The organism is Streptomyces sp. NPDC005004, assembly GCF_053600675.1.
Map to the genome: position 1 here is coordinate 198,275 of NZ_JBSGAH010000004.1, position 22,109 is coordinate 220,383.

The 22,109-nt window shown below is 72.0% G+C and carries 17 protein-coding genes; 10 read left to right on the forward strand and 7 right to left on the reverse strand.

Translation table 11 applies throughout. The features are described 5' to 3' along the window. Positions 1–30: 30 nt before the first annotated feature. Positions 31–891 carry a hypothetical protein gene (locus tag ACWEEU_RS07045; RefSeq protein WP_451729779.1) on the forward strand — a complete coding sequence of 287 codons (861 nt, stop codon included), beginning with the start codon at positions 31–33 and terminating at the stop codon, positions 889–891. 76 nt (positions 892–967) lie between these two features. After that, positions 968–4,342 carry a pyruvate carboxylase gene (locus ACWEEU_RS07050; RefSeq protein WP_451729392.1) on the forward strand — a complete coding sequence of 1,125 codons (3,375 nt, stop codon included), beginning with the start codon at positions 968–970 and terminating at the stop codon, positions 4,340–4,342. A gap of 69 nt (positions 4,343–4,411) precedes the next feature. Here ACWEEU_RS07050 and ACWEEU_RS07055 read toward each other — a convergent pair whose 3' ends face one another. From ACWEEU_RS07055 to ACWEEU_RS07065, 3 genes are all read right to left on the reverse strand, one after another. Next, positions 4,412–4,864 carry a hypothetical protein gene (locus tag ACWEEU_RS07055; RefSeq protein WP_385748098.1) on the reverse strand — a complete coding sequence of 151 codons (453 nt, stop codon included), beginning with the start codon at positions 4,862–4,864 and terminating at the stop codon, positions 4,412–4,414. Positions 4,865–5,027: 163 nt separating this feature from the next. Then, positions 5,028–5,801 (reverse strand): polysaccharide lyase family 7 protein, encoded by a 774-nt coding sequence (locus ACWEEU_RS07060; RefSeq protein ID WP_451729395.1) that lies wholly within the window; start codon positions 5,799–5,801, stop codon positions 5,028–5,030. Between the two features lie 128 nt (positions 5,802–5,929). Continuing rightward, entirely contained in the window at positions 5,930–7,150 is a 1,221-nt protein-coding gene (locus ACWEEU_RS07065) for a chitinase (protein WP_451729398.1), read from the reverse strand. Positions 7,151–7,494: 344 nt separating this feature from the next. Here ACWEEU_RS07065 and ACWEEU_RS07070 point away from each other — a divergent pair, with 344 nt between their 5' ends. The 3 genes from ACWEEU_RS07070 (at position 7,495) to ACWEEU_RS07080 (ending at position 11,928) form a co-directional block, all read left to right on the forward strand. Continuing rightward, on the forward strand, positions 7,495–8,586 hold the full coding sequence (locus ACWEEU_RS07070) for a GNAT family N-acetyltransferase (protein ID WP_385748093.1): 1,092 nt from the start codon (positions 7,495–7,497) through the stop codon (positions 8,584–8,586). Positions 8,587–8,805: 219 nt separating this feature from the next. Then, positions 8,806–11,346, forward strand: coding sequence for a discoidin domain-containing protein (locus ACWEEU_RS07075; RefSeq protein WP_451729402.1), 2,541 nt, complete (start codon positions 8,806–8,808; stop codon positions 11,344–11,346). Between the two features lie 345 nt (positions 11,347–11,691). Continuing rightward, complete coding sequence (locus ACWEEU_RS07080; protein ID WP_018548715.1) at positions 11,692–11,928, forward strand: chaplin; 237 nt, start codon at positions 11,692–11,694, stop codon at positions 11,926–11,928. Positions 11,929–11,982: 54 nt separating this feature from the next. On the opposite strand, the gene ACWEEU_RS07085 is transcribed toward ACWEEU_RS07080, so the two are convergent. Both ACWEEU_RS07085 and ACWEEU_RS07090 read right to left on the reverse strand, forming a co-directional pair. Continuing rightward, positions 11,983–12,714, reverse strand: coding sequence for a class I SAM-dependent methyltransferase (locus ACWEEU_RS07085; RefSeq protein WP_451729407.1), 732 nt, complete (start codon positions 12,712–12,714; stop codon positions 11,983–11,985). 102 nt (positions 12,715–12,816) lie between these two features. After that, positions 12,817–13,986, reverse strand: coding sequence for an acyltransferase family protein (locus ACWEEU_RS07090; RefSeq protein WP_451729410.1), 1,170 nt, complete (start codon positions 13,984–13,986; stop codon positions 12,817–12,819). 418 nt (positions 13,987–14,404) lie between these two features. Between ACWEEU_RS07090 and ACWEEU_RS07095 the strand changes: the two genes are divergently transcribed. The 3 genes from ACWEEU_RS07095 to ACWEEU_RS07105 all read left to right on the forward strand — a co-directional run bounded on the left by ACWEEU_RS07095 (position 14,405) and on the right by ACWEEU_RS07105 (position 17,913). After that, positions 14,405–14,842 carry a Fur family transcriptional regulator gene (locus ACWEEU_RS07095; RefSeq protein ID WP_366805487.1) on the forward strand — a complete coding sequence of 146 codons (438 nt, stop codon included), beginning with the start codon at positions 14,405–14,407 and terminating at the stop codon, positions 14,840–14,842. Between the two features lie 33 nt (positions 14,843–14,875). Beyond that, positions 14,876–17,110, forward strand: a complete 2,235-nt coding sequence (katG, locus tag ACWEEU_RS07100; RefSeq protein WP_385751274.1) for a catalase/peroxidase HPI — start codon at positions 14,876–14,878, stop codon at positions 17,108–17,110. Between the two features lie 197 nt (positions 17,111–17,307). Then, complete coding sequence (locus ACWEEU_RS07105) at positions 17,308–17,913, forward strand: Rv1733c family protein (RefSeq protein ID WP_385748506.1); 606 nt, start codon at positions 17,308–17,310, stop codon at positions 17,911–17,913. A 37-nt stretch (positions 17,914–17,950) separates the two neighbouring features. Here ACWEEU_RS07105 and ACWEEU_RS07110 read toward each other — a convergent pair whose 3' ends face one another. Both ACWEEU_RS07110 and ACWEEU_RS07115 read right to left on the reverse strand, forming a co-directional pair. Further along, positions 17,951–18,886: a serine hydrolase gene (locus tag ACWEEU_RS07110; RefSeq protein ID WP_451729415.1), complete on the reverse strand. Its 936-nt coding sequence runs from the start codon at positions 18,884–18,886 to the stop codon at positions 17,951–17,953. After that, positions 18,883–19,809 (reverse strand): LysR family transcriptional regulator, encoded by a 927-nt coding sequence (locus ACWEEU_RS07115; protein ID WP_451729418.1) that lies wholly within the window; start codon positions 19,807–19,809, stop codon positions 18,883–18,885. Before ACWEEU_RS07115 ends, ACWEEU_RS07110 begins: the two co-directional genes overlap by 4 nt. Positions 19,810–19,951: 142 nt before the next feature. Here ACWEEU_RS07115 and bla point away from each other — a divergent pair, with 142 nt between their 5' ends. Together bla and ACWEEU_RS07125 are read left to right on the forward strand one after the other, a co-directional pair. Next, entirely contained in the window at positions 19,952–20,881 is a 930-nt protein-coding gene (gene bla, locus ACWEEU_RS07120; protein ID WP_451729421.1) for a class A beta-lactamase, read from the forward strand. A gap of 302 nt (positions 20,882–21,183) precedes the next feature. Next, on the forward strand, positions 21,184–22,092 hold the full coding sequence (locus tag ACWEEU_RS07125; protein ID WP_385748498.1) for a hypothetical protein: 909 nt from the start codon (positions 21,184–21,186) through the stop codon (positions 22,090–22,092). The last annotated feature ends 17 nt before the right edge of the window (positions 22,093–22,109 follow it).

A 22,109-nucleotide genomic window follows, 5' to 3' on the forward strand; every position in this document is an offset into this window, starting at 1 on the left:
CCCACGAACACCGGCGGGCACACCCCCGCGATCCGCCCCGCGCTCGCACGGCTCGCCCGGGGCGCCGGACGCGTGCTGCGGGGCGAGTGGCACGCCATCGTCGTCGACCCGGTGCGCAGACTCGCCCACCGGGGGCTCTCGGGGCTCCTGCTGGCGTTCGTCGCCGCCCTGGGGGTCATCTTCTTCCACGACCTTGCCCAGCACCCGGCCGGTGCCACCTGGGTGCGCCGCCTCGGCGGCGTCACCGCCGACCTGCCCCTGTGGCTGTCCCTGCTGCGCACCCCCGTCTCGCTCTACGTCCCCGCGCTCGACCTCCCGGTCTGGGCGGGCATCACCCAGCTCTTCCTCGCCTTCGCGCTCGCCGAACTCGTCCTCGGCCGCGCCCGCACCCTCTTCATCAGCTACGCCACCACCCTGGCGGGCACCCTCACCGCCCGCGCGATGATCGCGCTCGGTCCGGACGGCTGGTGGGGTCTCGGGCTGCCGCCCGAGGCGGGGCAGGTCCTCGACACCGGTCCCTCGGCGGCGGTCGTCGGCCTGTTCACCTATCTGGCGGTGGTCCGCCGGGCGCCCGTGGTTTTCACTCTGACAGGCGGATCGATGGTGTGGGAGTCCATCGCCGTCCCCAACCTCGCCGGCCGCGAACACCTGATCGCCGTGGGCGCCGCCGTCGTCCTGGGCGTCCTGCACACCCACGGCGCCCGGCTGCGCCACCTCCTGCGATCCCTGTCCACGCGCCGCACCCGGCCCCCGGCGGTGCGGCGCGACACCTCCCCCACCCCCGCTCCGGCCCCTCCGCCGCCCCCTCCCGCGCCCGCACGCGCGGTCACGCCCGCAGGGTCACGTCAATGTGACGGTTTTCGCACCTCGACCCGGGCGGGCACCCCCTAGTGTTTCGGCGAGATACCGGGGCAGGGCTTGGCTGACACGATGGTGTACGTCGCCGGCAGGCTGAAGGGAATCCGAGATGTTCCGCAAGGTGCTGGTCGCCAACCGGGGAGAGATCGCGATCCGGGCGTTCCGCGCGGCGTTCGAGCAGGGCGCCCGCACGGTCGCCGTGTTCCCGCACGAGGACCGCAACTCGCTGCACCGGCTCAAGGCCGACGAGGCGTACGAGATCGGGGAACAGGGGCACCCCGTGCGGGCCTATCTCTCCGTCGACGAGATCGTGGCCGCCGCCCACCGGGCCGGAGCCGACGCCGTCTACCCCGGCTACGGCTTCCTCTCGGAGAACCCCGAGCTGGCCCGCGCCTGCGAGGAGGCGGGCATCACCTTCGTCGGCCCGAGCGCCGCCACCCTCGAACTGACTGGCAACAAGGCGCGCGCGGTCGCCGCCGCCCGCGCCGCCGGAGTTCCCGTCCTCGCCTCCTCCGCGCCCTCCAACGACGTGGACGAACTGGTGCGCGCCGCGGGCGAGATCGGCTTCCCCGTCTTCGTGAAGGCGGTCGCGGGCGGCGGCGGCCGGGGTATGCGCCGGGTCGAGGACCCCGCCCAGTTGCGCGAGTCCATCGAGGCCGCCTCCCGCGAGGCCGCCTCCGCCTTCGGCGACCCGACCGTCTTCCTGGAGAAGGCTGTCGTGGACCCCCGCCACATCGAGGTGCAGATCCTCGCCGACGGCGAGGGCAACGTCATCCACCTCTACGAGCGCGACTGTTCCGTCCAGCGCCGCCACCAGAAGGTCATCGAACTCGCCCCCGCGCCCAACCTCGACCCCGAGCTGCGTGACCGCATCTGCGCCGACGCCGTGCGCTTCGCCCGCGAGATCGGCTACCGCAACGCGGGCACCGTGGAGTTCCTGCTCGACCGCGACGGCAACCACGTCTTCATCGAGATGAACCCGCGCATCCAGGTCGAGCACACGGTGACCGAGGAGGTCACCGACGTCGACCTGGTCCAGGCCCAGTTGCGCATCGCCGCCGGGGAGAGCCTGGCCGACCTCGGTCTCTCCCAGGACCGGATCACCCTGCGCGGCGCGGCCCTGCAGTGCCGCATCACCACCGAGGATCCCGCCAACGGCTTCCGCCCCGACACCGGCCGGATCAGCGCCTACCGCTCGCCGGGCGGCTCCGGTATCCGGCTCGACGGCGGAACCACCCACGCCGGCACTGAGATCAGCGCCCACTTCGACTCCATGCTGGTCAAACTCACCTGCCGGGGAAGGGACTTCCCCACCGCCGTCAGCCGCGCCCGGCGCGCGGTGGCCGAGTTCCGCATCCGGGGCGTGGCCACCAACATCCCGTTCCTGCAAGCGGTCCTGGACGACCCCGACTTCCGCGCCGGACGGGTCACCACCTCGTTCATCGAGGAACGTCCGCAGCTCCTGACGGCACGTCACTCCGCCGACCGGGGCAGCAAGCTGCTCACCTACCTCGCCGATGTCACCGTCAACAGGCCGCACGGCGAGCGTCCCGACCTGCCCGACCCGGTCACCAAGCTGCCGCAGGTCCCCGCAGGCGAACCCCCGGCCGGGTCGCGGCAGTTGCTGGTCGACCTCGGACCCGAGGGCTTCGCCCGCCATCTGCGCGAGTCGCGCACCCTCGGCGTCACCGACACCACCTTCCGCGACGCCCACCAGTCGCTGCTCGCCACCCGGGTGCGCACCAAGGACCTCCTCGCCGCCGCGCCGGTCGTCGCGCACACCCTGCCGCAGTTGCTCTCCGTGGAGTGCTGGGGCGGCGCGACCTACGACGTGGCGCTGCGCTTCCTCGCCGAGGACCCCTGGGAGCGGCTCGCCGCGCTGCGCGAGGCCATGCCCAACCTCTGCCTCCAGATGCTGCTGCGCGGCCGCAACACCGTGGGCTACACGCCGTACCCCACCGAGGTCACCGACGCCTTCGTGCAGGAGGCCGCCGCCACCGGCATCGACATCTTCCGCATCTTCGACGCGCTCAACGACGTGGACCAGATGCGCCCCGCCATCGAGGCCGTCCGAGAGACCGGAACCGCCGTCGCCGAGGTCGCCCTCTGCTACACCGCCGACCTCAGCGACCCCGCCGAGCGGCTCTACACCCTCGACTACTACCTCCGTCTCGCGGAGCGCATCGTCGAGGCGGGGGCCCACGTCCTGGCGATCAAGGACATGGCGGGTCTGCTGCGCGCGCCCGCCGCGACCAGGCTGGTCACCGCACTGCGCGCGGAGTTCGGCCTCCCCGTGCATCTGCACACGCACGACACCGCCGGTGGCCAGCTCGCCACCTACCTCGCCGCGATCCAGGCGGGCGTCGACGCGGTGGACGGCGCGGTCGCCTCCATGGCCGGGACGACCTCGCAGCCCTCCCTCTCGGCGCTGGTCGCCGCGACCGACCACTCCGAGCGGCCCACCGGGCTCGACCTCGCGGCCGTCGAGGAACTGGAGCCGTACTGGGAGAGCGTGCGCAAGATCTACGCCCCCTTCGAGGCGGGCCTCGCCTCCCCGACCGGGCGCGTCTACCATCACGAGATCCCCGGCGGCCAGCTCTCCAACCTGCGCACCCAGGCGGTCGCGCTCGGCCTCGGGGACCGCTTCGAGGAGATCGAGGCGATGTACGCGGCCGCCGACCGCATCCTCGGCCGGCTGGTCAAGGTCACCCCGTCCTCCAAGGTCGTCGGCGACCTCGCCCTGCATCTGGTCGGTGCCGGAGTGTCACCGGAGGACTTCGAGGAGACCCCGGACCGCTTCGACATCCCCGACTCGGTGATCGGCTTCCTGCGCGGCGAGCTGGGCACCCCGCCCGGCGGCTGGCCGGAGCCCTTCCGCACCAAGGCCCTGCGCGGGCGGGCCGAGCCCAAGCCGGTGCCCGAGCTGTCCGCCGAGGATCGCGAGGGGCTGGCCAAGGACCGCAGGCCCACCCTCAACCGGCTGCTCTTCCCCGGGCCGACCCGCGAGTTCGACACCCACCGCCAGACCTACGGCGACACCGGCGTTCTGGACAGCAAGTCCTTCTTCTACGGGCTGCGCCCCGCCAAGGAGTACGCCGTCGACCTGGAGCCCGGGGTCCGGCTGCTGATCGAGCTGCAGGCGGTCGGCGAGGCCGACGAGCGCGGGATGCGTACCGTGATGTCCTCGCTCAACGGCCAGTTGCGCCCCATCCGGGTCCGCGACCGCGCGGCCTCCACGGACGTGCCGGTGACCGAGAAGGCGGACCGGGCGAACCCGGGCCATGTGGCGGCGCCGTTCGCGGGAGTGGTGACGCTCGCCGCGGCCGAGGGCGACGAGGTGGAGGCGGGGGCGACCATCGCCACCATCGAGGCGATGAAGATGGAGGCCGCCATCACCGCGCCGAAGGCCGGCCGGATCGCCCGGCTCGCCATCAACCGCATTCAGCAGGTGGAGGGCGGCGACCTGCTGGCCGAGATCGTCTGACCCGGCCGGTCGCCGCCCTCCTGCCGAAGGCTCCGGGAGTCCTGCCACCGCTCCCGGGGCCCGCCGCCCTCAGTCCCAGAGCGGGTACGTCACGACCTGCTTGAACCCGTCGGGGCGCGCGTCCTTGTAGGTCAGGGTCATCCGGGTGAAGTGCTGCACCCCCGGGTCCTTCTTCCACTCGGCCGGGCGGTCGAGCCGTACGGTCACCGGATAGGACCGGAAGGTGCCCCGGGCGCAGTACGGGTCGCAGTTGTTGACCCAGTTCACGCCCTCGGCGATCGCCTTGCCGTCGTTCCACTTCGTCCAGTGCAGGCCCATCAGACGGCTGTTTCCGTCGCCGCAGGCCAGGATGAAGTCCGCCGGACGCACGTCGCGCTGCCACGTGCAGTCGACCAGGACGGGCCGGGCGGCGGCGGTGTGCGCGGCGGAATCCGGGGGGCTGGCCGAGGCCGTGGTCATGGCCGCCGTGAGCAGTGCCCCCGCCGCCAGGGTGACCGCCGTTCCCATCAGTGATCCGCGCATGGCCGCTCCCACCTGTAGTGCCGTGTCCGACCGTGTGCGCACCGACGCTACGACCCTTCGCTCAAATGCACCAGTTGCGCAGGTCACACCGTATGTCCGGATGTGAGGCGGGTCATGGAGCGACCCTCCGGAGGGGTGGGAACCGGCTCCGGAAGGCCCTGGATCAGCCGTGGGACACGGTCAGCCCGTAGAAACCGACCTTCGCGCCGTTGGTCGTGCTGTCGGAGGAGGACTGGTTGTAGGACCCGGCCTTGAAGTACTGCCGGTACGGCGAGAACGAGGAGGGGATGCCGTAGCGGGTGGTGGTGCCGTTGACGGTCAGCTCGATGGTGTTCCCGCCGGTCACGGCGATGGTGTAGGTCCAGGTCTTGCCGAGGGGGACGTGACCGACCGGGTGCGTGGTCTGGCCGCCGGAGGGGGAGTCCTCGGTGCCGAGCACGATGTCGCCGCCTGCCCGGTAGTACAGCTCGACCAGCGGCTTGGTGGAGGAGCCGCCCGAGCCCAGGTGGATCTGGCCGACGCACACGTTCTTGGTCACCGAGACCACGCGCAGGGTCGCGCTGAGCCGGTGCGTACCGCCGAGCGCCCAGTCGGCGGCGCTTCCGTCACGGTTCATCTCGCGCAGCTCGGAGCGCGCGTAGTGGGAGTTGGGCGTGGTGACGCCCTTCTCGGGCGCCCAGAAGATCATCGCGCCGTCGCGGGTGTCGGTGTAGAAGTACGCGTCCTGGTAGCCGTTCGCGCCGCGCAGCCGGGACGAGGAGATCGTGGTGGGGGAGCCGGGGGAGCCGACCGGCTCCTGGAGCTGCCAGACGGACAGGTCGAAGTTGCCGCCGGGCGCGACATGGGGGTCGGCCGCCTGGGCGCTGCCGCCGAACACGCCGAGCGTGAGGGCGAGTGCGGTGGCGGTCGCCGCCGCGAGAAGCCGGGGACGGGTCATGTGGGGGGTCCTCCCGTCGGACCGGACGCGCCCGGAGTTCAAGAATGTGAACTCCGGGCGCATCCATGGACGTTGACGACCCGGAACGTAAAGGTTCGGACCATCACCGTCAAGAGGTCAGCCGGCGGTCAGCAGGAACCCTCGTCCTGCCAGGGACCCCAGTCCGAGCCGTTGGGCGTCTCGTTCTGGGTCCACCACTTGGCCTTCCAGTTGTGCCCGTTGTACGAGACCTCGTCCCCGCTGACGTACACGGCCGACGAACTCCAGGCGCCCTTGCAGGAGTTGCCCGGGTTCGGCGGAGTGGGCGTCGGGGTCGGGGTCGGCGTGTTGCCGGGCGGGGTGGCCCCCGCGAACTTCACCGAGAACCTGGCGAACTCCCAGGCGCTCTGGGCCACGCTGGAGCAGGACCCGGAGGTGCGGCCGCCGTTGTCGGCGGGGGAGCACTGGCGATCCCGGTTCAAACTCCAAAATGTGTAGCGGTCCATATGGTGGCTGGTCGCGAAGTCCAGCACCGTCTGGAAGTCCGCCTGGGAGAAGTACTCCCCGGCGTCGCTGCGGCCGTTCATCCCGGAGAAGCCCTCGTGCGCGTACGCCGTGGCCTCGTTCCACCCGAAGGTGGACTGCAGGATGCCGTTGAACTTGGTCAGCGCGTCGGTCTGGCTCGCCGCGCCGTTGAAGCCGCCGTCGAAGGGCATGATGGAGAAGTTGTTCGGAGTGAACCCCTGCGACTTCGCCTCCAGCAGCATCTGCTTGCCGAACCAGCCGGTGCCGTCCGCCGTGCCGGGAGTGGTCACGGAGACGTACAGGCCGGGGTTGTTCTGCTGGAGGATCTTGGCGGCGCCGATCTCGTTCTTGATGGCCGCGGTGTTCTCGTACTCCGGCTCCTCCAGGTCGAAGTCGATCGCATGCAGCCCGTACTTGGTGACGACCTGCTGGTACGCGGCCGCCGTGCTCGCCGCGTCGGAACAGGTCTGGCCCAGCTTGGTGCCGCCGTACCCGCCGATGGAGACGGAGACGTCACCTCCCTTGGACCGGATGGTGTTGATCACCGACTGGACGGCGGTGTCGGAGGAGAGCGACGAGGTGCCGCCCCAGGTGGGGGTGCAGCCGCCGCCGTTGGGCGCCAGGACGAAGGCCAACTGGAAGGCCTTGAGCCCGGTGGCGTCCATGATCGCGGCCGCGTCCGGCGGATCGTTGTCCTCCGGCATCAGGTACGGGGCCGCCGCGTACCAGCGGTTGTCGAGGGCGCTGGGTGCACCCGAGGCGCTGCCCGCGGCGAGAGCGGTGGTACCGGCGGCGGCCAGTCCGACCGCGGCGGCCGCGCCCAGACAAGCGCGAAGACGTCCCACTACGTGCCTCCATGGGGGGTGGGGGATGGGGAAGCCCCCAGCCTCTTGGCGTGGCGCCCCCTTGGTCTAGTCCAATGGGCACACTTGGACTGGACCAAACGAAGTCTTTACCCGTGCGGAGGATTGACGTCCGCTCTGTGCAGGACAGTTGGCGAACCGGCCGATCTGCGCGGAACCGTGGCGGAGTGTCGGCCGACTGAGGCACCCTTGACAGGTGCGTACTGTTTCGCGACGTTTGAGCGTCGGCGCAGGGCGGGGGGACGGCGAAAAGATGAGCGGCAACAGGGGTGGGGTGCGCCATGCGGCGCCCGGGGCGGCGGCGCCGGAAGGGCGGTCGATCTGAGGTGGAGATCACCATCCACAGACCCGGCGACCTGACCTCCGCGCTGCGCGGAGCCTGGCACCGGGCGATGGACGAGTCGCCCGAGTACGCCAACCCGTTCCTGGCACCCGAGTTCGCCATCGGGGTCGGCCGTCATCGCGGCGGGGTCCGCGTCGCGGTGCTGCGGGAGGGCGGCGAGCCGGTCGGCTTCCTGCCGTACGAGCGCGGGCCGTTGGGGACGGGACGGGCCATCGGCCTCGGACTCTCCGACTGCCAGGCGCTGGTGCACCGGCCCGGCGTCACCTGGGACACCGGCGAGCTGCTGAGGGCCTGCGGGCTCAGCCTCTTCGAGTTCGACCATCTCGTCCAGGAGCAGCGGCCGTTCGCGCCGTACGTCACCGGCACGTTCGCCTCCCCGGTGATCGACGTGAAGCCCGGCGACGGCACCTATGCCGAGTGGCTGCGCGCCACCTATCCGGGGCTCGCCAAGACCACGCTGAAGAAGGAGCGCAGGCTCGGCCGGGACATCGGCGAGGTCCGTTTCGTCTTCGACGAGCGCGACCCGAAGGTGCTGCGCACGCTCATGCGGTGGAAGTCCGCGCAGTACCGCCGCACGGGCCGGATGGACCGGTTCTCCCGGCCGTGGATCGTCGATCTGACGGACCATCTCTTCCACGTCCGGGCCGAGCATTTCACCGGCGTCCTGTCCGTGCTGTACGCCGGCGACCGCCCGGTGGCCGCCCACTTCGGACCCCGCTCCAGTACCGTCCTGGCCGCCTGGTTCACCGCCTACGACCCCGAACTGCACTACTACTCGCCGGGGTTGATGATGCATCTGCGCACCGCCGAGGGCGCCGCGCGCGGCGGGGTGACCCTGGTGGACCTCGGGCGTGGCGACAAGGAGTACAAGGACTGGCTCAAGACCCGCGAACTGCGGGTGGGTGAGGGCTTCGCCGCCCGGCCGCATCCGGTCGCGCTCGCGCAGCGCATGTGGCGCCGCCCGGTGCGGGGTCTGCGCAACACGGTGCTGGCCCATCCCCGGCTGCGCGAACCCGCGGACAGGCTGCTGAGGACGGTGGGCGAACTGCGCACCCAGGGGCGCCCGCGCCGCTGAACCGACCTACCCAGCAAGGAAGTTGACGACCGGCCGGACCGCCTCGCGTGGTCCGGCCGGTCCCGTCGTGGTGTGAACGGCCCGTGTGTGTGAACGCCCCTGTTGCGTAAAGGATTTGAGTTCCGAAGGCTTGCCGCCCGTTTGGTTCATCCCTTAAATCAAAACATGAACTAAGTGGGGAGGCCGGTGTTCCGGCCCCCGAGCCGCAGGAGCCGCAGCATGAGACTGAGATCCCTGGGTGCAGTGTTCGCCGTCACGGCGGCCCTGCTCGCCCTGCCCGCCGCCCATCCCTCGGCCGGCGCGGCCGAGACCCCCCTCTCGCAGGGCCGCACGACCACCGCCTCCTCCGAGGAGAACGCCGGAACCCCGGCAGCCGCCGCCGTGGACGGCGACAGCTCCACCCGCTGGTCCTCCGCCGCGACCGACGACCAGTGGCTGCGCGTCGACCTCGGCGCCAGTGCGAGCGTGACCAGCGTGGTCCTGAACTGGGAGGCCGCCTACGGCAAGGACTACAAGCTCCAGATCTCCGACAACGGCACCACCTGGACCGACCTGAAGTCCGTCACCGGCTCCGACGGGGGAACCGACACCGTCGACGTCTCCGGACAGGGCCGCTACGTCCGGATGCTCGGCGTCCACCGGGCCACCCAATGGGGCTACTCCCTCTGGGAGTTCCAGGTCTTCGGCACCTCCGGCGGCGGCCAGACAGCCTGCGGCACCGCCAACGCCGCGCAGGGCAGGCCCGCCACCTCCTCCTCCACCGAGAGCGCGGACTTCCCCGCCTCCGCCGCCGTCGACGGCAACAACGCCACCCGCTGGTCCAGCCAGGCGTCCGACCCGCAGTGGCTCCAGGTCGACCTGGGCTCGGTCAAGGACCTGTGCGGGGTCGACCTGCGCTGGGAGGCCGCGTACGGCAAGGACTTCCGTATCGAGTCGTCCACCGACGGCCAGAGCTGGAGCACGCTGAAGTCCGTCACCGGCGCGAGCGGCGGCAACGCCTCCTACACCGTGAGCGGATCGGGGCGCTACGTCCGCGTCTACGGCACCGCGCGCGGCACGGCCTACGGCTACTCGCTGTGGGAGTTCGCCGTGCACACCGGCACCACCGGCACCCCGCCGGTCCAGGGCGGCGGCGACCTCGGCCCCAACGTCATCGTCGTCGACCCCTCGACATCGAACCTCCAGCAGAAGTTCGACGACGTCTTCTCCCGTCAGGAGTCGAACCAGTTCGGTTCCGGCCGCTACCAGTTCCTGCTGAAGCCCGGCACCTACAACAACATCAACGCCCAACTCGGCTTCTACACCTCGATCTCCGGCCTCGGGATGAACCCCGACGACACCCAGATCAACGGCGACATCACCGTGGACGCGGGCTGGTTCAACGGCAACGCCACGCAGAACTTCTGGCGTTCGGCGGAGAACCTCGCCATCCGCCCGGTCAGCGGTGACGACCGGTGGGCCGTCGCGCAGGCCGCGCCGTTCCGCCGCATCCACGTCCAGGGCGGCCTCAACCTCGCCCCGAACGGCTACGGCTGGGCCTCCGGCGGCTACATCGCCGACTCGAAGATCGACGGCACCGTGGGCCCGTACTCCCAGCAGCAGTGGTACACCCGCGACAGCTCGGTGGGCGGCTGGACCAACGGCGTCTGGAACATGACCTTCACCGGCGTCCAGGGCGCGCCCGCGACCAACTTCGACAGCGGCCCGTACACCACGCTGGACAACACCCCCGTCTCCCGCGAGAAGCCGTTCCTCTACCTCGACGGCAGCACCTACAAGGTGTTCGTCCCCGCCAAGCGCACCAACGCACGGGGCGTGTCCTGGCCGGCCAACGCGGGCAGCTCGATCCCGCTCGACCAGTTCTACGTCGTCAAGCCCGGCGCGACCGCCGCCACCATCAACGCGGCCCTCGCCCAGGGCCTCAACCTCCTGTTCACGCCGGGTGTCTACCACCTCGACCAGACCATCGAGGTCAACCGCGCCAACACCGTGGTCCTCGGGCTCGGCCTCGCCACCATCGTCCCCGACAACGGCATCGACGCGATGCACGTCGCCGACGTGGACGGCGTGAAGCTCGCCGGGTTCCTCATCGACGCGGGCCCGGTCAACTCCGACACCCTGCTGCGGATCGGCACCCCCGGCTCCACCGCCGACCACTCCGCCAACCCCACCACCATGCAGGACGTGTTCGTGCGCATCGGCGGCGCGGGCCCCGGCCTCGCCACCAACTCGGTCGTGGTCAACAGCAACAACGTCATCATCGACCACACCTGGCTGTGGCGCGCCGACCACGGCAGCGGCGTCGGCTGGGACACCAACCGCGCCGACTACGGCCTGCGCGTCAACGGCAACGACGTACTCGCCACCGGGCTGTTCGTCGAGCACTACAACAAGTACGACGTGTACTGGGCCGGCGAGCGCGGCCGCACGATCTTCTTCCAGAACGAGAAGGCGTACGACGTGCCCAACGCGGCCGCCGTCACGCACGACGGCATCGTGGGCTACGCGGCCTACAAGGTCGCCGACTCGGTCACCACGCACGAGGCCTGGGGGCTGGGGAGTTACTGCAACTTCACCTCCGACCCCTCGATCGTCCAGGCCCACGGCTTCCAGGTGCCGACGGGCGCGGGCATCAAGCTGCACGACCTGCTGGTGATCTCCCTCGGCGGCAAGGGGCAGTACGCCCACGTCGTCAACAACACCGGCGCGCCCACCTCGGGCTCGGACACCGTCCCCTCCAAGGTGACCCGGTTCCCGTAGCCACGCACCGCACTGCGCCGTCCGCGTACGCCGCCTAGGGTGACGTACGCGGACGGCCCCGTGCCGGACCCGCCGACGGCCCCCGGTCCTGGTGGCCCCGGGAAGGCCGGACGTACACGGCAACAGCCGTACCGACCGGCCGACTTCACCCACGGGACGGCGCCCGCCGCCGTCCCGGTCCCGGCGGTTTCCGGCCCGGGGGCCCGGGCGTTCTCCCCGCCCCGCAGCGCCTCGTCCGGCCGCCGTACCGCCCCGTCCCTAACGGAGTAGCAGCGCGGGCGCGCCGGGGGAGTTGCCGTTGTGATGGAAGGGTCCTGATCTCGACCAGTGAGGCACCTCATGCGTATGCGCAGCATTGCCACAACGGCCCTTCTCGCGGGCTCCCTTGCCCTCGCCGGCACCACGGCGGCCCACGCGGCGGACCCCGACCCGACGACCGGCGTCGCGGTCGGCAGCCCCGGTGTCGCCTCCGGCAACGTCATCCAGGTACCGATCGAGATCCCGGTCAACCTGTGCGGCAACTCGATCGACGTCGTCGGTCTGCTGAACCCGGCGTTCGGCAACGCCTGCGTCAACTCCTGACGCCCACCGTGAGCCGGCTCCCCGCCCGGGGAGCCGGCTCACGGCTGTCCGCCCTCAGTCCGGGCGGCGGAAGAGCGCGGTCCACAGGAACGGCAGCCCCAGCACGTCCGCGCCCTCGTCCTGCTCCCGCATGGGCCGCAGCTCCACCTCCGTGAGGTCCTGGAAGATCCAGCGCAACGACTCCGCCGTGTACGCGAGCCCACCGTGCAGCCTGCCGTCCCGGTACAGCTCCGCGTCGGACACCTCCGAGCCCATGTGCCCGACGGCGAAACAGGTGAGCGCGAAGTGTCCGCCGGGCGCGAGGACCCGGTCCAGGAGCTGGAGGTAGCTCACGCGGCGGTGCGGCGGCAGATGGTGGAAACAGCCGGAGTCGTAGACCAGCCCGTACGGACCACCGAGGGTCTCACGGGTCAGCTCGAAGGCGTCACCGCGGTGGAAGCGCAGCTTCACGCCGGTCTCCCGGGCCCGCTCCTCGCCCCAGGCCACGGCCGTCGGGGACAGGTCGACGGCGTCCACCTCGAAGCCCCGCGCGGCCAGGTGCAGCGCGTTGCGGCCCGGCCCGCAGCCCAGATCCAGGGCGCGGCACGGCTCGATCAGGCCCGCGTCCAGGTGGGCGACCAGGTTCTCGTCGGGCTTGGCGGGGAAGAACGGCACCGGCCGGGACCGGTCGCCGTAGAACGAGTCCCACCAGGAGGCCGCACCGTCCGTCCAGCGGTCGGCGTCCGGCGCGAACAGGCCGTCGAGCAGCCTGAGCACGTCCTCCGTGGTGCGTATGTTCCGGTCCATCCGGTCCCCGCCCTTCCTCGGCCGGGCGGCGTCGAAGGCGCGCCGCCCGGCGGAACGGTAGTGCGACCGGTGGCCGACCGCCAGCGGGTATTCCGCCGCTGGTCAGGCGTCGGACGGGACCGGCTCGGGGTCGGGCCGGGGAGCCGGGGACTCGGGGCGGTGACCGCGCAGGAGGAGACGCCGCGCGGGGCGTTCCACGGCTTCGTAGAGGAGCCACGACAGGCCCAGGGACAGGGCGAAGGCGGCCGCGGTGACACCGAGCCCGGCGACCGGGCCGAAGCGCGGCTTGTCGCCGAGCACGGTGATGCCCGCACGCAGGACCAGCAGATGGATCATGTAGAACGCGAAGGACAGCTCCCCGAGCCGGACCAGCCGGCGGCGCCGCCACAGCGAGGGCAGACCGCGCAGGTCCGCGAGGGCCGCCGCAGGGATCAGGGTGACGAAGCCGGCCAGGGTGCACGCGGTCCCCGTGTAGCCGCCCCGGATCTGCGGGACGAGGAAGTAACCGAGCAGCGCCAGCGCCAGCGACGCCTCCAGACCGGGGCCGCGCCAGCGCCCGAGCATCACCAGCCGCGCGGTGACCGCGCCGAGGACGAACTCGGGCAGCCGGGCCGGCGGCAGCGAGTACAGCGGCTGGTGCAGCCAGTGGTGCGAGTCGGCCCGCGCCAGTACCAGCACCGCCAGCACCGCGAGCGCGCCCAGGACCACCGCGCCCCGCGCGCTCAGCCGCCGCAGCACCAGGAACAGCGCGGGGAAGGCGGCGTAGAAGAACGCCTCGCAGGCGAGCGACCAGCTCACCGGGTTCAGCGTCTGCCACCAGGGCTGCCACCACGAGTGCACCAGCAGCACGTTGGCCGCCGCCTGCCCGGGGCGCGGCCGGGGCAGTCCGCTCAGCGTGTACGCCATCACGAACGCGACGACGAGGGTGACCAGGTGCACCGGGTAGACCCGGGCGACGCGCCGCCGCCAGAAGCCGAGCGCCCGGTCGCCGGGGCGGGCCGACCACATGAGGACGAAGCCGGACAGCACGAAGAAGAACGACACCCCGGTCGCCCCCGGCCCGAACGCCCACGCCACCAGGCGGCCCGGCTGCCCGCCGAAGTAGCCGAAGTTGTTCACGTGCAGTCCGAAGACCAGCAGGGCCGCCATCCACCGCAGCCCGGTGAGCGAGGGCAGGGAGGATCTGGGGGCGGCCGAGGGGGAGGCGGCGGCCGTGGCCGAGCCGGTCCGGTCGGGCGGCGTCCGGGACGTCCGGGTCGTCGCCGTGCTCATCCGATCACCTGCCGCTGGAGGTTCGCGTGGGGCATGAAGGGGAGCGTTGCCCCGTCCGTGCCCCTCATTCACATCACGCGGGGAACATCACACTGCTGCCGAACGAGACAGTCGCCGCCATGCCACGGATGGCCCGCCCGCCACACCCGAACGAGTGAGGGCGGGGCGGTTTCGGAAAGCGGTTGCGATGGGCAGGGTGAGGCGCGTGAGGCGACACTCGATACGTGAGGCGCGTCACTCCGTGCGGGGGACCTCCCGGCCCGCCGGTCCCGGCGCCCCGGACACGCGGACCCATGATGCGGGGGCCGGGCGCCGTTCGCCGTGGACGGGCCGGTGGCGTTCGCCGGAAGCCACGAGATCAGACTTGGATGACTCGTTTTCTTGAATCTTTCGTGTTTATGGAGGTAGGTTCGGTGCCATGACCGCATCCCAGCCTCCGACCACCGCCGCGGAGCTGCGCGGTGCGGGCCTGCGCGTGACGGCGGCCCGCGTCGCGCTGCTGGACGCCGTCCGTGACGGCGACCACCTCGGCGTCGAGGCCATCGCCGACAAGGTCCGCGACCGCGTCGGCCACATCTCCCTGCAAGCCGTCTACGACGCCCTGCACGCGCTCACCGCGGCAGGGCTCATACGCCGCATCGAACCGGCCGGCAGTCCCGCCCGGTTCGAGGGCCGCGTCGGCGACAACCACCACCACGCCGTCTGCCGGTCGTGCGGTGTCGTCGTCGACGTCGACTGCGCGGTGGGCCACGCACCGTGTCTCACCGCGTCCGACGACCGGGGCTTCGTCATCGACGAGGCCGAGGTCGTCTACTGGGGCACCTGTCCCGACTGTTCCACCGGTCGTACGGCCTGAGCGCCGCGTCCCGTCCGTTTCGGAAGGATTGACATGCCCGACAACAAAGAAGCGATCGTCACTGACCCGAAGGACGAGGGAACCGGCGGCTGCCCCGTGGCCCACGGCGCCACCTCCCTGCACCCCGCCCTCGGCAGCGGCAACGACCGCTGGTGGCCCAAGCAGCTCAACCTGAAGGTCCTTGCCAAGAACCCGCCCGTGGCCAACCCGCTGGGCGAGGAATTCGACTACGCCGAGGCCTTCCTGAGCCTGGACCTGCCCGCGGTGAAGCGGGACATCGCCGAGGTGCTGACCACCTCGCAGGACTGGTGGCCCGCCGACTTCGGCCACTACGGCCCGTTCATCATCCGCATGGCCTGGCACAGCGCCGGTACCTACCGCACCCTCGACGGCCGTGGTGGCGGCGGCAGCGGTCAGCAGCGCTTCGCCCCGCTGAACAGCTGGCCGGACAACGCCAACCTGGACAAGGCCCGCCGTCTGCTGTGGCCGGTGAAGAAGAAGTACGGCAAGAACCTCTCCTGGGCCGACCTGATCATCCTCTCCGGCAACGTCGCGCTGGAGACCATGGGCTTCAAGACCTTCGGCTTCGGCGGCGGCCGCGTCGACGCCTGGGAGCCGGACGCAGACGTGTACTGGGGCCCGGAGACCACCTGGCTCGGCGACGAGCGCTACACCGGCGACCGTGAGCTCGACAAGCCCCTCGCTGCCGTCCAGATGGGTCTGATCTACGTCAACCCCGAGGGCCCCAACGGCAACCCGGACCCGGTCGCCGCGGCCCGCGACATCCGCGAGACGTTCAGCCGCATGGCGATGAACGACGAGGAGACCGTCGCCCTGATCGCGGGCGGCCACACCTTCGGCAAGACCCACGGCGCGGGCCCGGCGAGCGACGTCGGCCCCGACCCGATGGACGCGCCGATGGAGCAGCAGGGCCTCGGCTGGAAGAGCAGCTACGGCACCGGCAAGGGTCCCGACGCCATCACCTCCGGCCTCGAGGTCACCTGGAACTCCACGCCGATCACCTGGGACGAGAACTTCTTCGCCACCCTGTTCGGCTACGAGTGGGAGCTGACCGAGAGCCCGGCCGGCGCCCACCAGTGGAAGCCGAAGGACGGCGCGGGCGAGGGCACCGTGCCCAGCGCCTTCGACCCGAACAAGAAGATCGCGCCGAACATGCTCACGACGGACCTGTCGCTGCGCTTCGACCCGATCTACGAGCCGATCTCCCGCCGGTTCTACGAGAACCCCGAGGAGTTCGCGGACGCCTTCGCCCGCGCCTGGTACAAGCTGACCCACCGCGACATGGGCCCGAAGTCCCTGCTCCTCGGCCCCGAGGTCCCCGAGGAGACGCTGCTGTGGCAGGACCCGCTGCCGGAGCCGGTCGGACAGCCGATCGACGCGTCCGACGCCACCGCGCTCAAGGGCAAGATCCTCGACACCGGTCTCACCGTGCAGCAGCTCGTCGGTGCCGCCTGGGCCTCCGCGTCCACCTTCCGCGGCAGTGACAAGCGCGGCGGCGCCGACGGCGCCCGCGTCCGTCTGGAGCCGCAGCGCGGCTGGGAGGTCAACGACCCCGACCAGCTCGCCCTGGTGCTGCGCACCCTGGAGGGCGTCCAGCAGGAGTTCAACGCCTCCGCCGGCGGCAAGCACGTCTCCCTGGCCGACCTGATCGTCCTCGGCGGCGACGCCGCGGTGGAGCAGGCCGCCAAGGACGGCGGGTTCCCCGTCGAGGTGCCCTTCACCCCGGGCCGGGTGGACGCCTCCCAGGAGCAGACCGACGTCGAGTCCTTCGAGGCGCTCAAGCCCGCCGCCGACGGCTTCCGCAACTACGTCGGCAAGGGCAGCAACCCCGGCCGCGCAGAGTACATGCTGGTCGACCGGGCCAACCTGCTCACCCTGAGCGCTCCGGAGATGACCGTCCTCATCGGCGGTCTGCGCGCCCTCGGCGCCACCTACCAGGGCTCCAAGCTCGGTGTCCTCACCGACCGCCCGGGCACGCTGACGAACGACTTCTTCGTCAACCTGCTCGACCTGGGCACCACGTGGAGCTCCACCGGTGACGACCAGGCCACCTTCGAGGGCCGCGACGCGGCCACCGGCCAGGTCAAGTGGACCGGCACCCGTGCCGACCTGGTCTTCGGCTCCAACGCCGAACTGCGCGCCGTCGCCGAGGTGTACGCCAGCGACGACGCCAAGGAGAAGTTCGTCAAGGACTTCGTCGCCGCATGGCACAAGGTCATGAACCTCGGCCGGTTCGACCTCGCCTGACCGGTACCCCGCCCGCGCCCGGGACCGGCCCTCACGGGTCGGGCCCGGGCGCCTTCGCGTGCCCCCACCTGCGCATACGAGGGTTTTTCCGCCCCCGACTGCGCCCACGCGGGCCCGGGTGCACGATGGTGGTGAAGACGCCTTCGGGCCGGGACTCCGCCACGCGGCCGTGAGCAGGCGAGAGGAGGCGGCGGCCGATGACTCGCATTCCATGGACGCCCCCGGTCACCCGGGTCCGCCTGTGGCGCTGGCGGCGCAACCCGCTGCGGCGGCGCAGCGATCTGGCCGAGGGCTGGGTCATCCTTCTCACCTGGGTCCTCGCCGTCCTCGGCGGGGTGCTCGCCGGCTGGGCGGCCGGACAGACCGTGGACGCCTCGCTCGCCGCCCGCCGCGCCCAGGTGCACACCGTCTCCGCCGTGCTCACCGCGGACGCGGCGCGGACCGTCTCCGAGGGCAGCGGCTACGAGGGCGACCACGTGTGGGCCACCGTCCGCTGGACCGACCCCGACGGCTCCGTGCACACCGGACGCGCCAAGGTACGGCCGGGGACCTCGGCGGGCACCGCCACCACCGTGTGGACCGACGGCACCGGCCGGACCGTGCCCCCGCCCGCCTCCACCGCCGAGGCCGCCCTCCAGACCGTGCTCACCGGACTCCTCGTCGCCCAGGTCAGCGGTACGGCCGTGTGGGCCGGGGGCAGGCTGCTGCGCGGCTCGCTGGTGCGGCGGCAGCTCTCCGAGTGGGACAAGGAGTGGAAGCGCGTCGGGCCGGAGTGGCGCAAGCTCAGCGGAGGCCGGGGCTGACCGGTCGCCGCCGGGCGACCACGGTGTCCCCCCGCCCTCAGCCGCGCAGCGCCTCGAACGCCTCCCGCGCGGCGACCCCGATCGCGCAGTCGATGTCCGGCGCGAGGGCCGCCCGCCGGTCCGCGCGGGTCAGCGCCACCACCGCCACCCGGGCACCGGAGTCCGCCTCCACCACCCCGATCTCGTGCCGCAGATGCAGGAACGTGCCGGTCTTCCCGCTGAACCGCAGGGAATCCGCGCGCAGTTCACCACCCATCCGCTGGGTGAACACCTGATGCCCCATCAGCTGCCGTAGCTCGGCGGTGGCACCGGGTACGGAGATCCGGTCGAGCCACACCCGCTCCAGCAGATCCACCAGGGCCGAGGCCGTCCCCGCGCTGGCCCGCGCCGGATCGAGCGTCTCGATGGTGTGCCGCCCGGTCCGCTCGTCGCGCACGGCCAGCTCCAGCGCGAGCGAGAAGTCGTTCCCGGACGCGCCCGCCGCGCACGCGTACATGTGGCTCATCCGGTGCCGCACCCGGAGCTCCGGGCACCCCCACTCCCGCAGCCGTGCGGCCACCTCCGCGACCGGTACCAGGTCGAACAGCAGGTCGGCGGCGGCGTTGTCGCTCACCGAGAGCATCAGGAGCAGCAGATCACCGACGGCCACCGTGGCCGGATGCCGGAAGGCCGCGAGTCCGGTCGGGCCGACGGCGCCGGCTGCCGGGGTGTACGTCACCGGGCGGGCCGGGTCGAGTTCGCCGGCCGCGATCCGGTCCAGGACCACCAGCGCGAGGGGCACCTTCACCACCGAGGCGAGCGGCAGCGAGGTGTCGGCGTCGAAGCCGAGCTGCTCGCCCGAGTCGAGGTCGCGGGCGAGGAACGAGCCGCGCACCCCGAGCGCGTCCCAGTCGCGGGCGACAGCCTCCGCGACGTCCAGCAGACGCCCGTCCGAAGCGGTGAACGCGGGCCGGTACGGCGCCTCGGCACTCATCCGCCGACCACCGGTTGTGCGGCAGCCCGGTGGCCGGCGGCCGTACCGCGCCGCACCGCCCCCACCGTGGCCGCCAGAAGCCTCGCCAGCCAGTCGGGCACTCCGCCCCGCTCGCTCGCGCGCAGGTCGTACCCCCGGTGCAGCGAGAGGTCCGCCAGCGGGGCCCAACTCGCCCCGTGCCGCGCCGCGAACGGCTCCGCGCACAGCAGCGTCGCCCGCCCCGCCAGCGTCTCGGCCAGCGCGGTGGCGGCCGGACCGGCGCCGGCGACCAGCCGCTCCGGCAGCCCGGCACGGGCCACCGCACGCGTCAACCGGTCGCGGAGATCCGGTACTTCGTCCTCGGCCAGGGTGAGAAGAGGGAGGGCGGCCGTCCGCGCGGCGCCGGGCTTCCGGCGCGGTCGCAGATCCTCCAGATGCACCACGCGCCGCTCCCGCCCCGGAGCCGAGGCCAGCCCCAACGGCACCCGGAGCGGCGCCCGTTCGGGGGCGACCCGGGCGAGGGCGTAGGTGAGCGAGCCGTCGGCTATTCCGAACTCCCTTTCCCGAGGCGTGAGTTCGCGCACCGAGAGCGGCATCCCGTGCTCGGCGCCCGCCCGGATCACCCGGGCCAGGGCCACCGGGGCGCAGTCCGGCGGCACCCCGACCGCGCGCACCCGGCCCGCCCGTGCCGAGCGTGCGGCGCCCTCGAGACGTTCGGCCCGCTCCAGCACGTCCCGCGCGTACGGCAGCAATGACATGCCGAGGTCCGTGACGGTCACCTGCCGTCGCGACCGGTCGAAGAGCTGCCCCCCGAAGTGCGCCTCCAGGGACTTGATGCGGCGGCTCAGCAGCGGCTGGGCGATCCCGAGCCGGTCGGCCGCCCGCGAGAAGCTCGACTCGTCGGCGGTCGCCGCGTAGGCCGCGAGGTGGGCGAGGAGATCCATTCAGGCGTCATATCAAAAAGACATGCGGGCTTCAAAGTTCCCTCTTGGACATGGGTGGCGCGCGGCTGTTTCGCTGTCCTCCCGTCGGTGATCCACGAATGCCGACGGCCGACTCCTACGGACGATCCGGGAGGACCTCGCCATGCCCCGCACCAGCCCCCTGCCCCGCCGCCGCCTGCTCCGGGCGGGCGGCGCCCTCGCCGCTGCCGCCGCGCACACCCCCACGGTGACCGCACGCGCCGCCGCGGACTCCGCGCCCGACGACGTGACCGCTCAACTGCGCTCGCTGGAGCGGGAGTACGACGCCCGCCTCGGCGTCTACGCCCGCAACACGCGCACCGGCAGGAACGTGACGTACCGCGCGGGGGAGCCGTTCGCGATGTGCTCGCTGTTCAAGGCGTTCGCGGCGGCGGCCGTACTGCGCGATCACTTTGGACCCGCGGGCCGCGGCGGCCGCTCCGGGCTCGACGAGGTGATCCATTTCCCGCCCGCCGACATCCTGTCCAACTCCGAGCACAGCAGCGACTTCCTGGAGACGGGCATCCCGGTGCGCGACGCGTGCGCGCTCGCCATCCAGTACAGCGACAACACGGCGGGCAACCTGATGCTGCGCCGCATCGGCGGGCCGGCCGGGCTCACCCGGTTCTTCCGCTCCCTCGGCGACGAGGCGAGCAGGCTGGACCGCTGGGAGACCGACCTCAACAGCGCGATCCCCGGTGACCCGCGCGACACCACGACCCCGTCCGCCCTCGGGCGGAGCCTGGAGCGTCTGACCCTGGGACGCGCGCTCTCCGGCGCCGACCGGTGGCAGCTCGTCGCCTGGCTGAGGGGCAACACCACCAGCGCCAAGCGGTTCCGCGCGGGGCTGCCCGACGGCTGGACGCTCGCGGACAAGACGGGAACCGGCTCCTACGCCAGCGCCCACGATCTCGGGGTCGCCTGGACCACGCGCGGCACCCCCGTCGTGCTCGCCGTGCTCACCACGAAGGCGGAGCGGGACGCGCCCGTGGACGAGTCGCTGATCGAGCGCACCGCCCGCCTCCTCGCGCAGACCGTCGCACCCGGCGAGTAACCCTCGGCGAGAGGAGATCCGGCGGTGTCCGTGTCCGGGGATGACGGGACATGTCGACCGTCCCAACTCCCGGATACCGGGCCCGATGCCGACATTCTCCATCCGTGCTGAGCTGCGAAGTCAGTCCGGTTGAGCTTCGACGGTGACGAACTCGTGGGAAATTGACGGGAGTTGTAAAGCCGACAAGACTCTGGCTATCTTCGCTTGGCCTCGGGCGAGCGAAGCGACGCGACCGCCGTGCGCCGACGCCGGTGTGCCGCGTCCGCCACCTCCCACACCTGCCGAATGGACAGAGGCTCACCTTGTCACGCTCTCAACCAGCCAGGTCCCTCGCCGCGGTCGCGGCCACCTTCCTCGCGGCGGCTGCCGCCCCCCTGATCGGGGCGGGCTCGGCCCACGCCTCCGACGGCGCCGGATGCCAGTCCGCCACCGTCCAGTACCGCCTGGTCGACGCGGACGGCAAGACCGTCGGCGCGGACTGGACCTCGCAGGGCGGTTTCCACCAGTGGGACACCGTCCCCGGCACCGTCGAGGTCCGCCTGGCTCCCGGCCAGAGCGTCGGCGAGGGCTGCAAGTACCCCGTCTCGCTGGCGGAGTACACCACGGAGGGCCCGAACTGGGCCTCCTCCGGCCGGCAGCAGATGGTCGACAAGGCCACCGTCTACCTGACCGGCAAGGACGTCGCGGGTCAGGACGACGCGGGCCGCACCTGGCAGAAGCTCAGCGTGAAGGCGCCCACCTGCTTCGGCCAGATAGACCTGTACGGCGACGACACCGCCTACGACGGCAAGGAGGGCGAGGGCCACGGCCAGTTGCCCGACGTGCGGACCGGCGTGCTCACCCCGTACCACCTGATCGCCGCGTGGAACGGCGGTGAGAAGCGCTGCGAGTCCACCACCCCGGAGTCGCCGTCCTCGCCCACCCCGTCGGCGTCGGCCCCGGCGTCCTCCGCGAGCCCGAAGCCGAGCGCACCGTCGGACAAGGGGACCACCCCGGCGCCGAAGCCCTCCGGCACGCCGTCGACCAGCTCGCACGTCCCGCCGCTGAACAGCTCCCCGTCGGCCGAGCCGAAGGCGTCGCCCAACGGTGGCGCCAAGCCGCCGCTGGCGGAGACCGGCGCGGGGTCGGTCGGCATGATCGCGGGCGGGGCCGCCCTGGTGCTGGCCCTCGGTGCCGGCACGGTCTACGTCAGCCGCACGCGCCGTTCCTGACGGCGCGCCACAGCGGG

Bases quoted from the DNA above. Each gene is read 5' to 3' on its own strand.
- ACWEEU_RS07050 (WP_451729392.1), top strand. From the start codon at position 968: ATGTTCCGCAAGGTGCTGGTCGCCAACCGGGGAGAGATCGCGATCCGG.
- ACWEEU_RS07055 (WP_385748098.1), bottom strand. From the start codon at position 4,864: ATGCGCGGATCACTGATGGGAACGGCGGTCACCCTGGCGGCGGGGGCA.
- ACWEEU_RS07060 (WP_451729395.1), bottom strand. From the start codon at position 5,801: ATGACCCGTCCCCGGCTTCTCGCGGCGGCGACCGCCACCGCACTCGCC.
- ACWEEU_RS07075 (WP_451729402.1), top strand. From the start codon at position 8,806: ATGAGACTGAGATCCCTGGGTGCAGTGTTCGCCGTCACGGCGGCCCTG.
- ACWEEU_RS07080 (WP_018548715.1), top strand. From the start codon at position 11,692: ATGCGCAGCATTGCCACAACGGCCCTTCTCGCGGGCTCCCTTGCCCTC.
- ACWEEU_RS07085 (WP_451729407.1), bottom strand. From the start codon at position 12,714: ATGGACCGGAACATACGCACCACGGAGGACGTGCTCAGGCTGCTCGAC.
- ACWEEU_RS07090 (WP_451729410.1), bottom strand. From the start codon at position 13,986: ATGAGCACGGCGACGACCCGGACGTCCCGGACGCCGCCCGACCGGACC.
- ACWEEU_RS07095 (WP_366805487.1), top strand. From the start codon at position 14,405: ATGACCGCATCCCAGCCTCCGACCACCGCCGCGGAGCTGCGCGGTGCG.
- katG (WP_385751274.1), top strand. From the start codon at position 14,876: ATGCCCGACAACAAAGAAGCGATCGTCACTGACCCGAAGGACGAGGGA.
- ACWEEU_RS07105 (WP_385748506.1), top strand. From the start codon at position 17,308: ATGACTCGCATTCCATGGACGCCCCCGGTCACCCGGGTCCGCCTGTGG.
- ACWEEU_RS07110 (WP_451729415.1), bottom strand. From the start codon at position 18,886: ATGAGTGCCGAGGCGCCGTACCGGCCCGCGTTCACCGCTTCGGACGGG.
- ACWEEU_RS07115 (WP_451729418.1), bottom strand. From the start codon at position 19,809: ATGGATCTCCTCGCCCACCTCGCGGCCTACGCGGCGACCGCCGACGAG.
- bla (WP_451729421.1), top strand. From the start codon at position 19,952: ATGCCCCGCACCAGCCCCCTGCCCCGCCGCCGCCTGCTCCGGGCGGGC.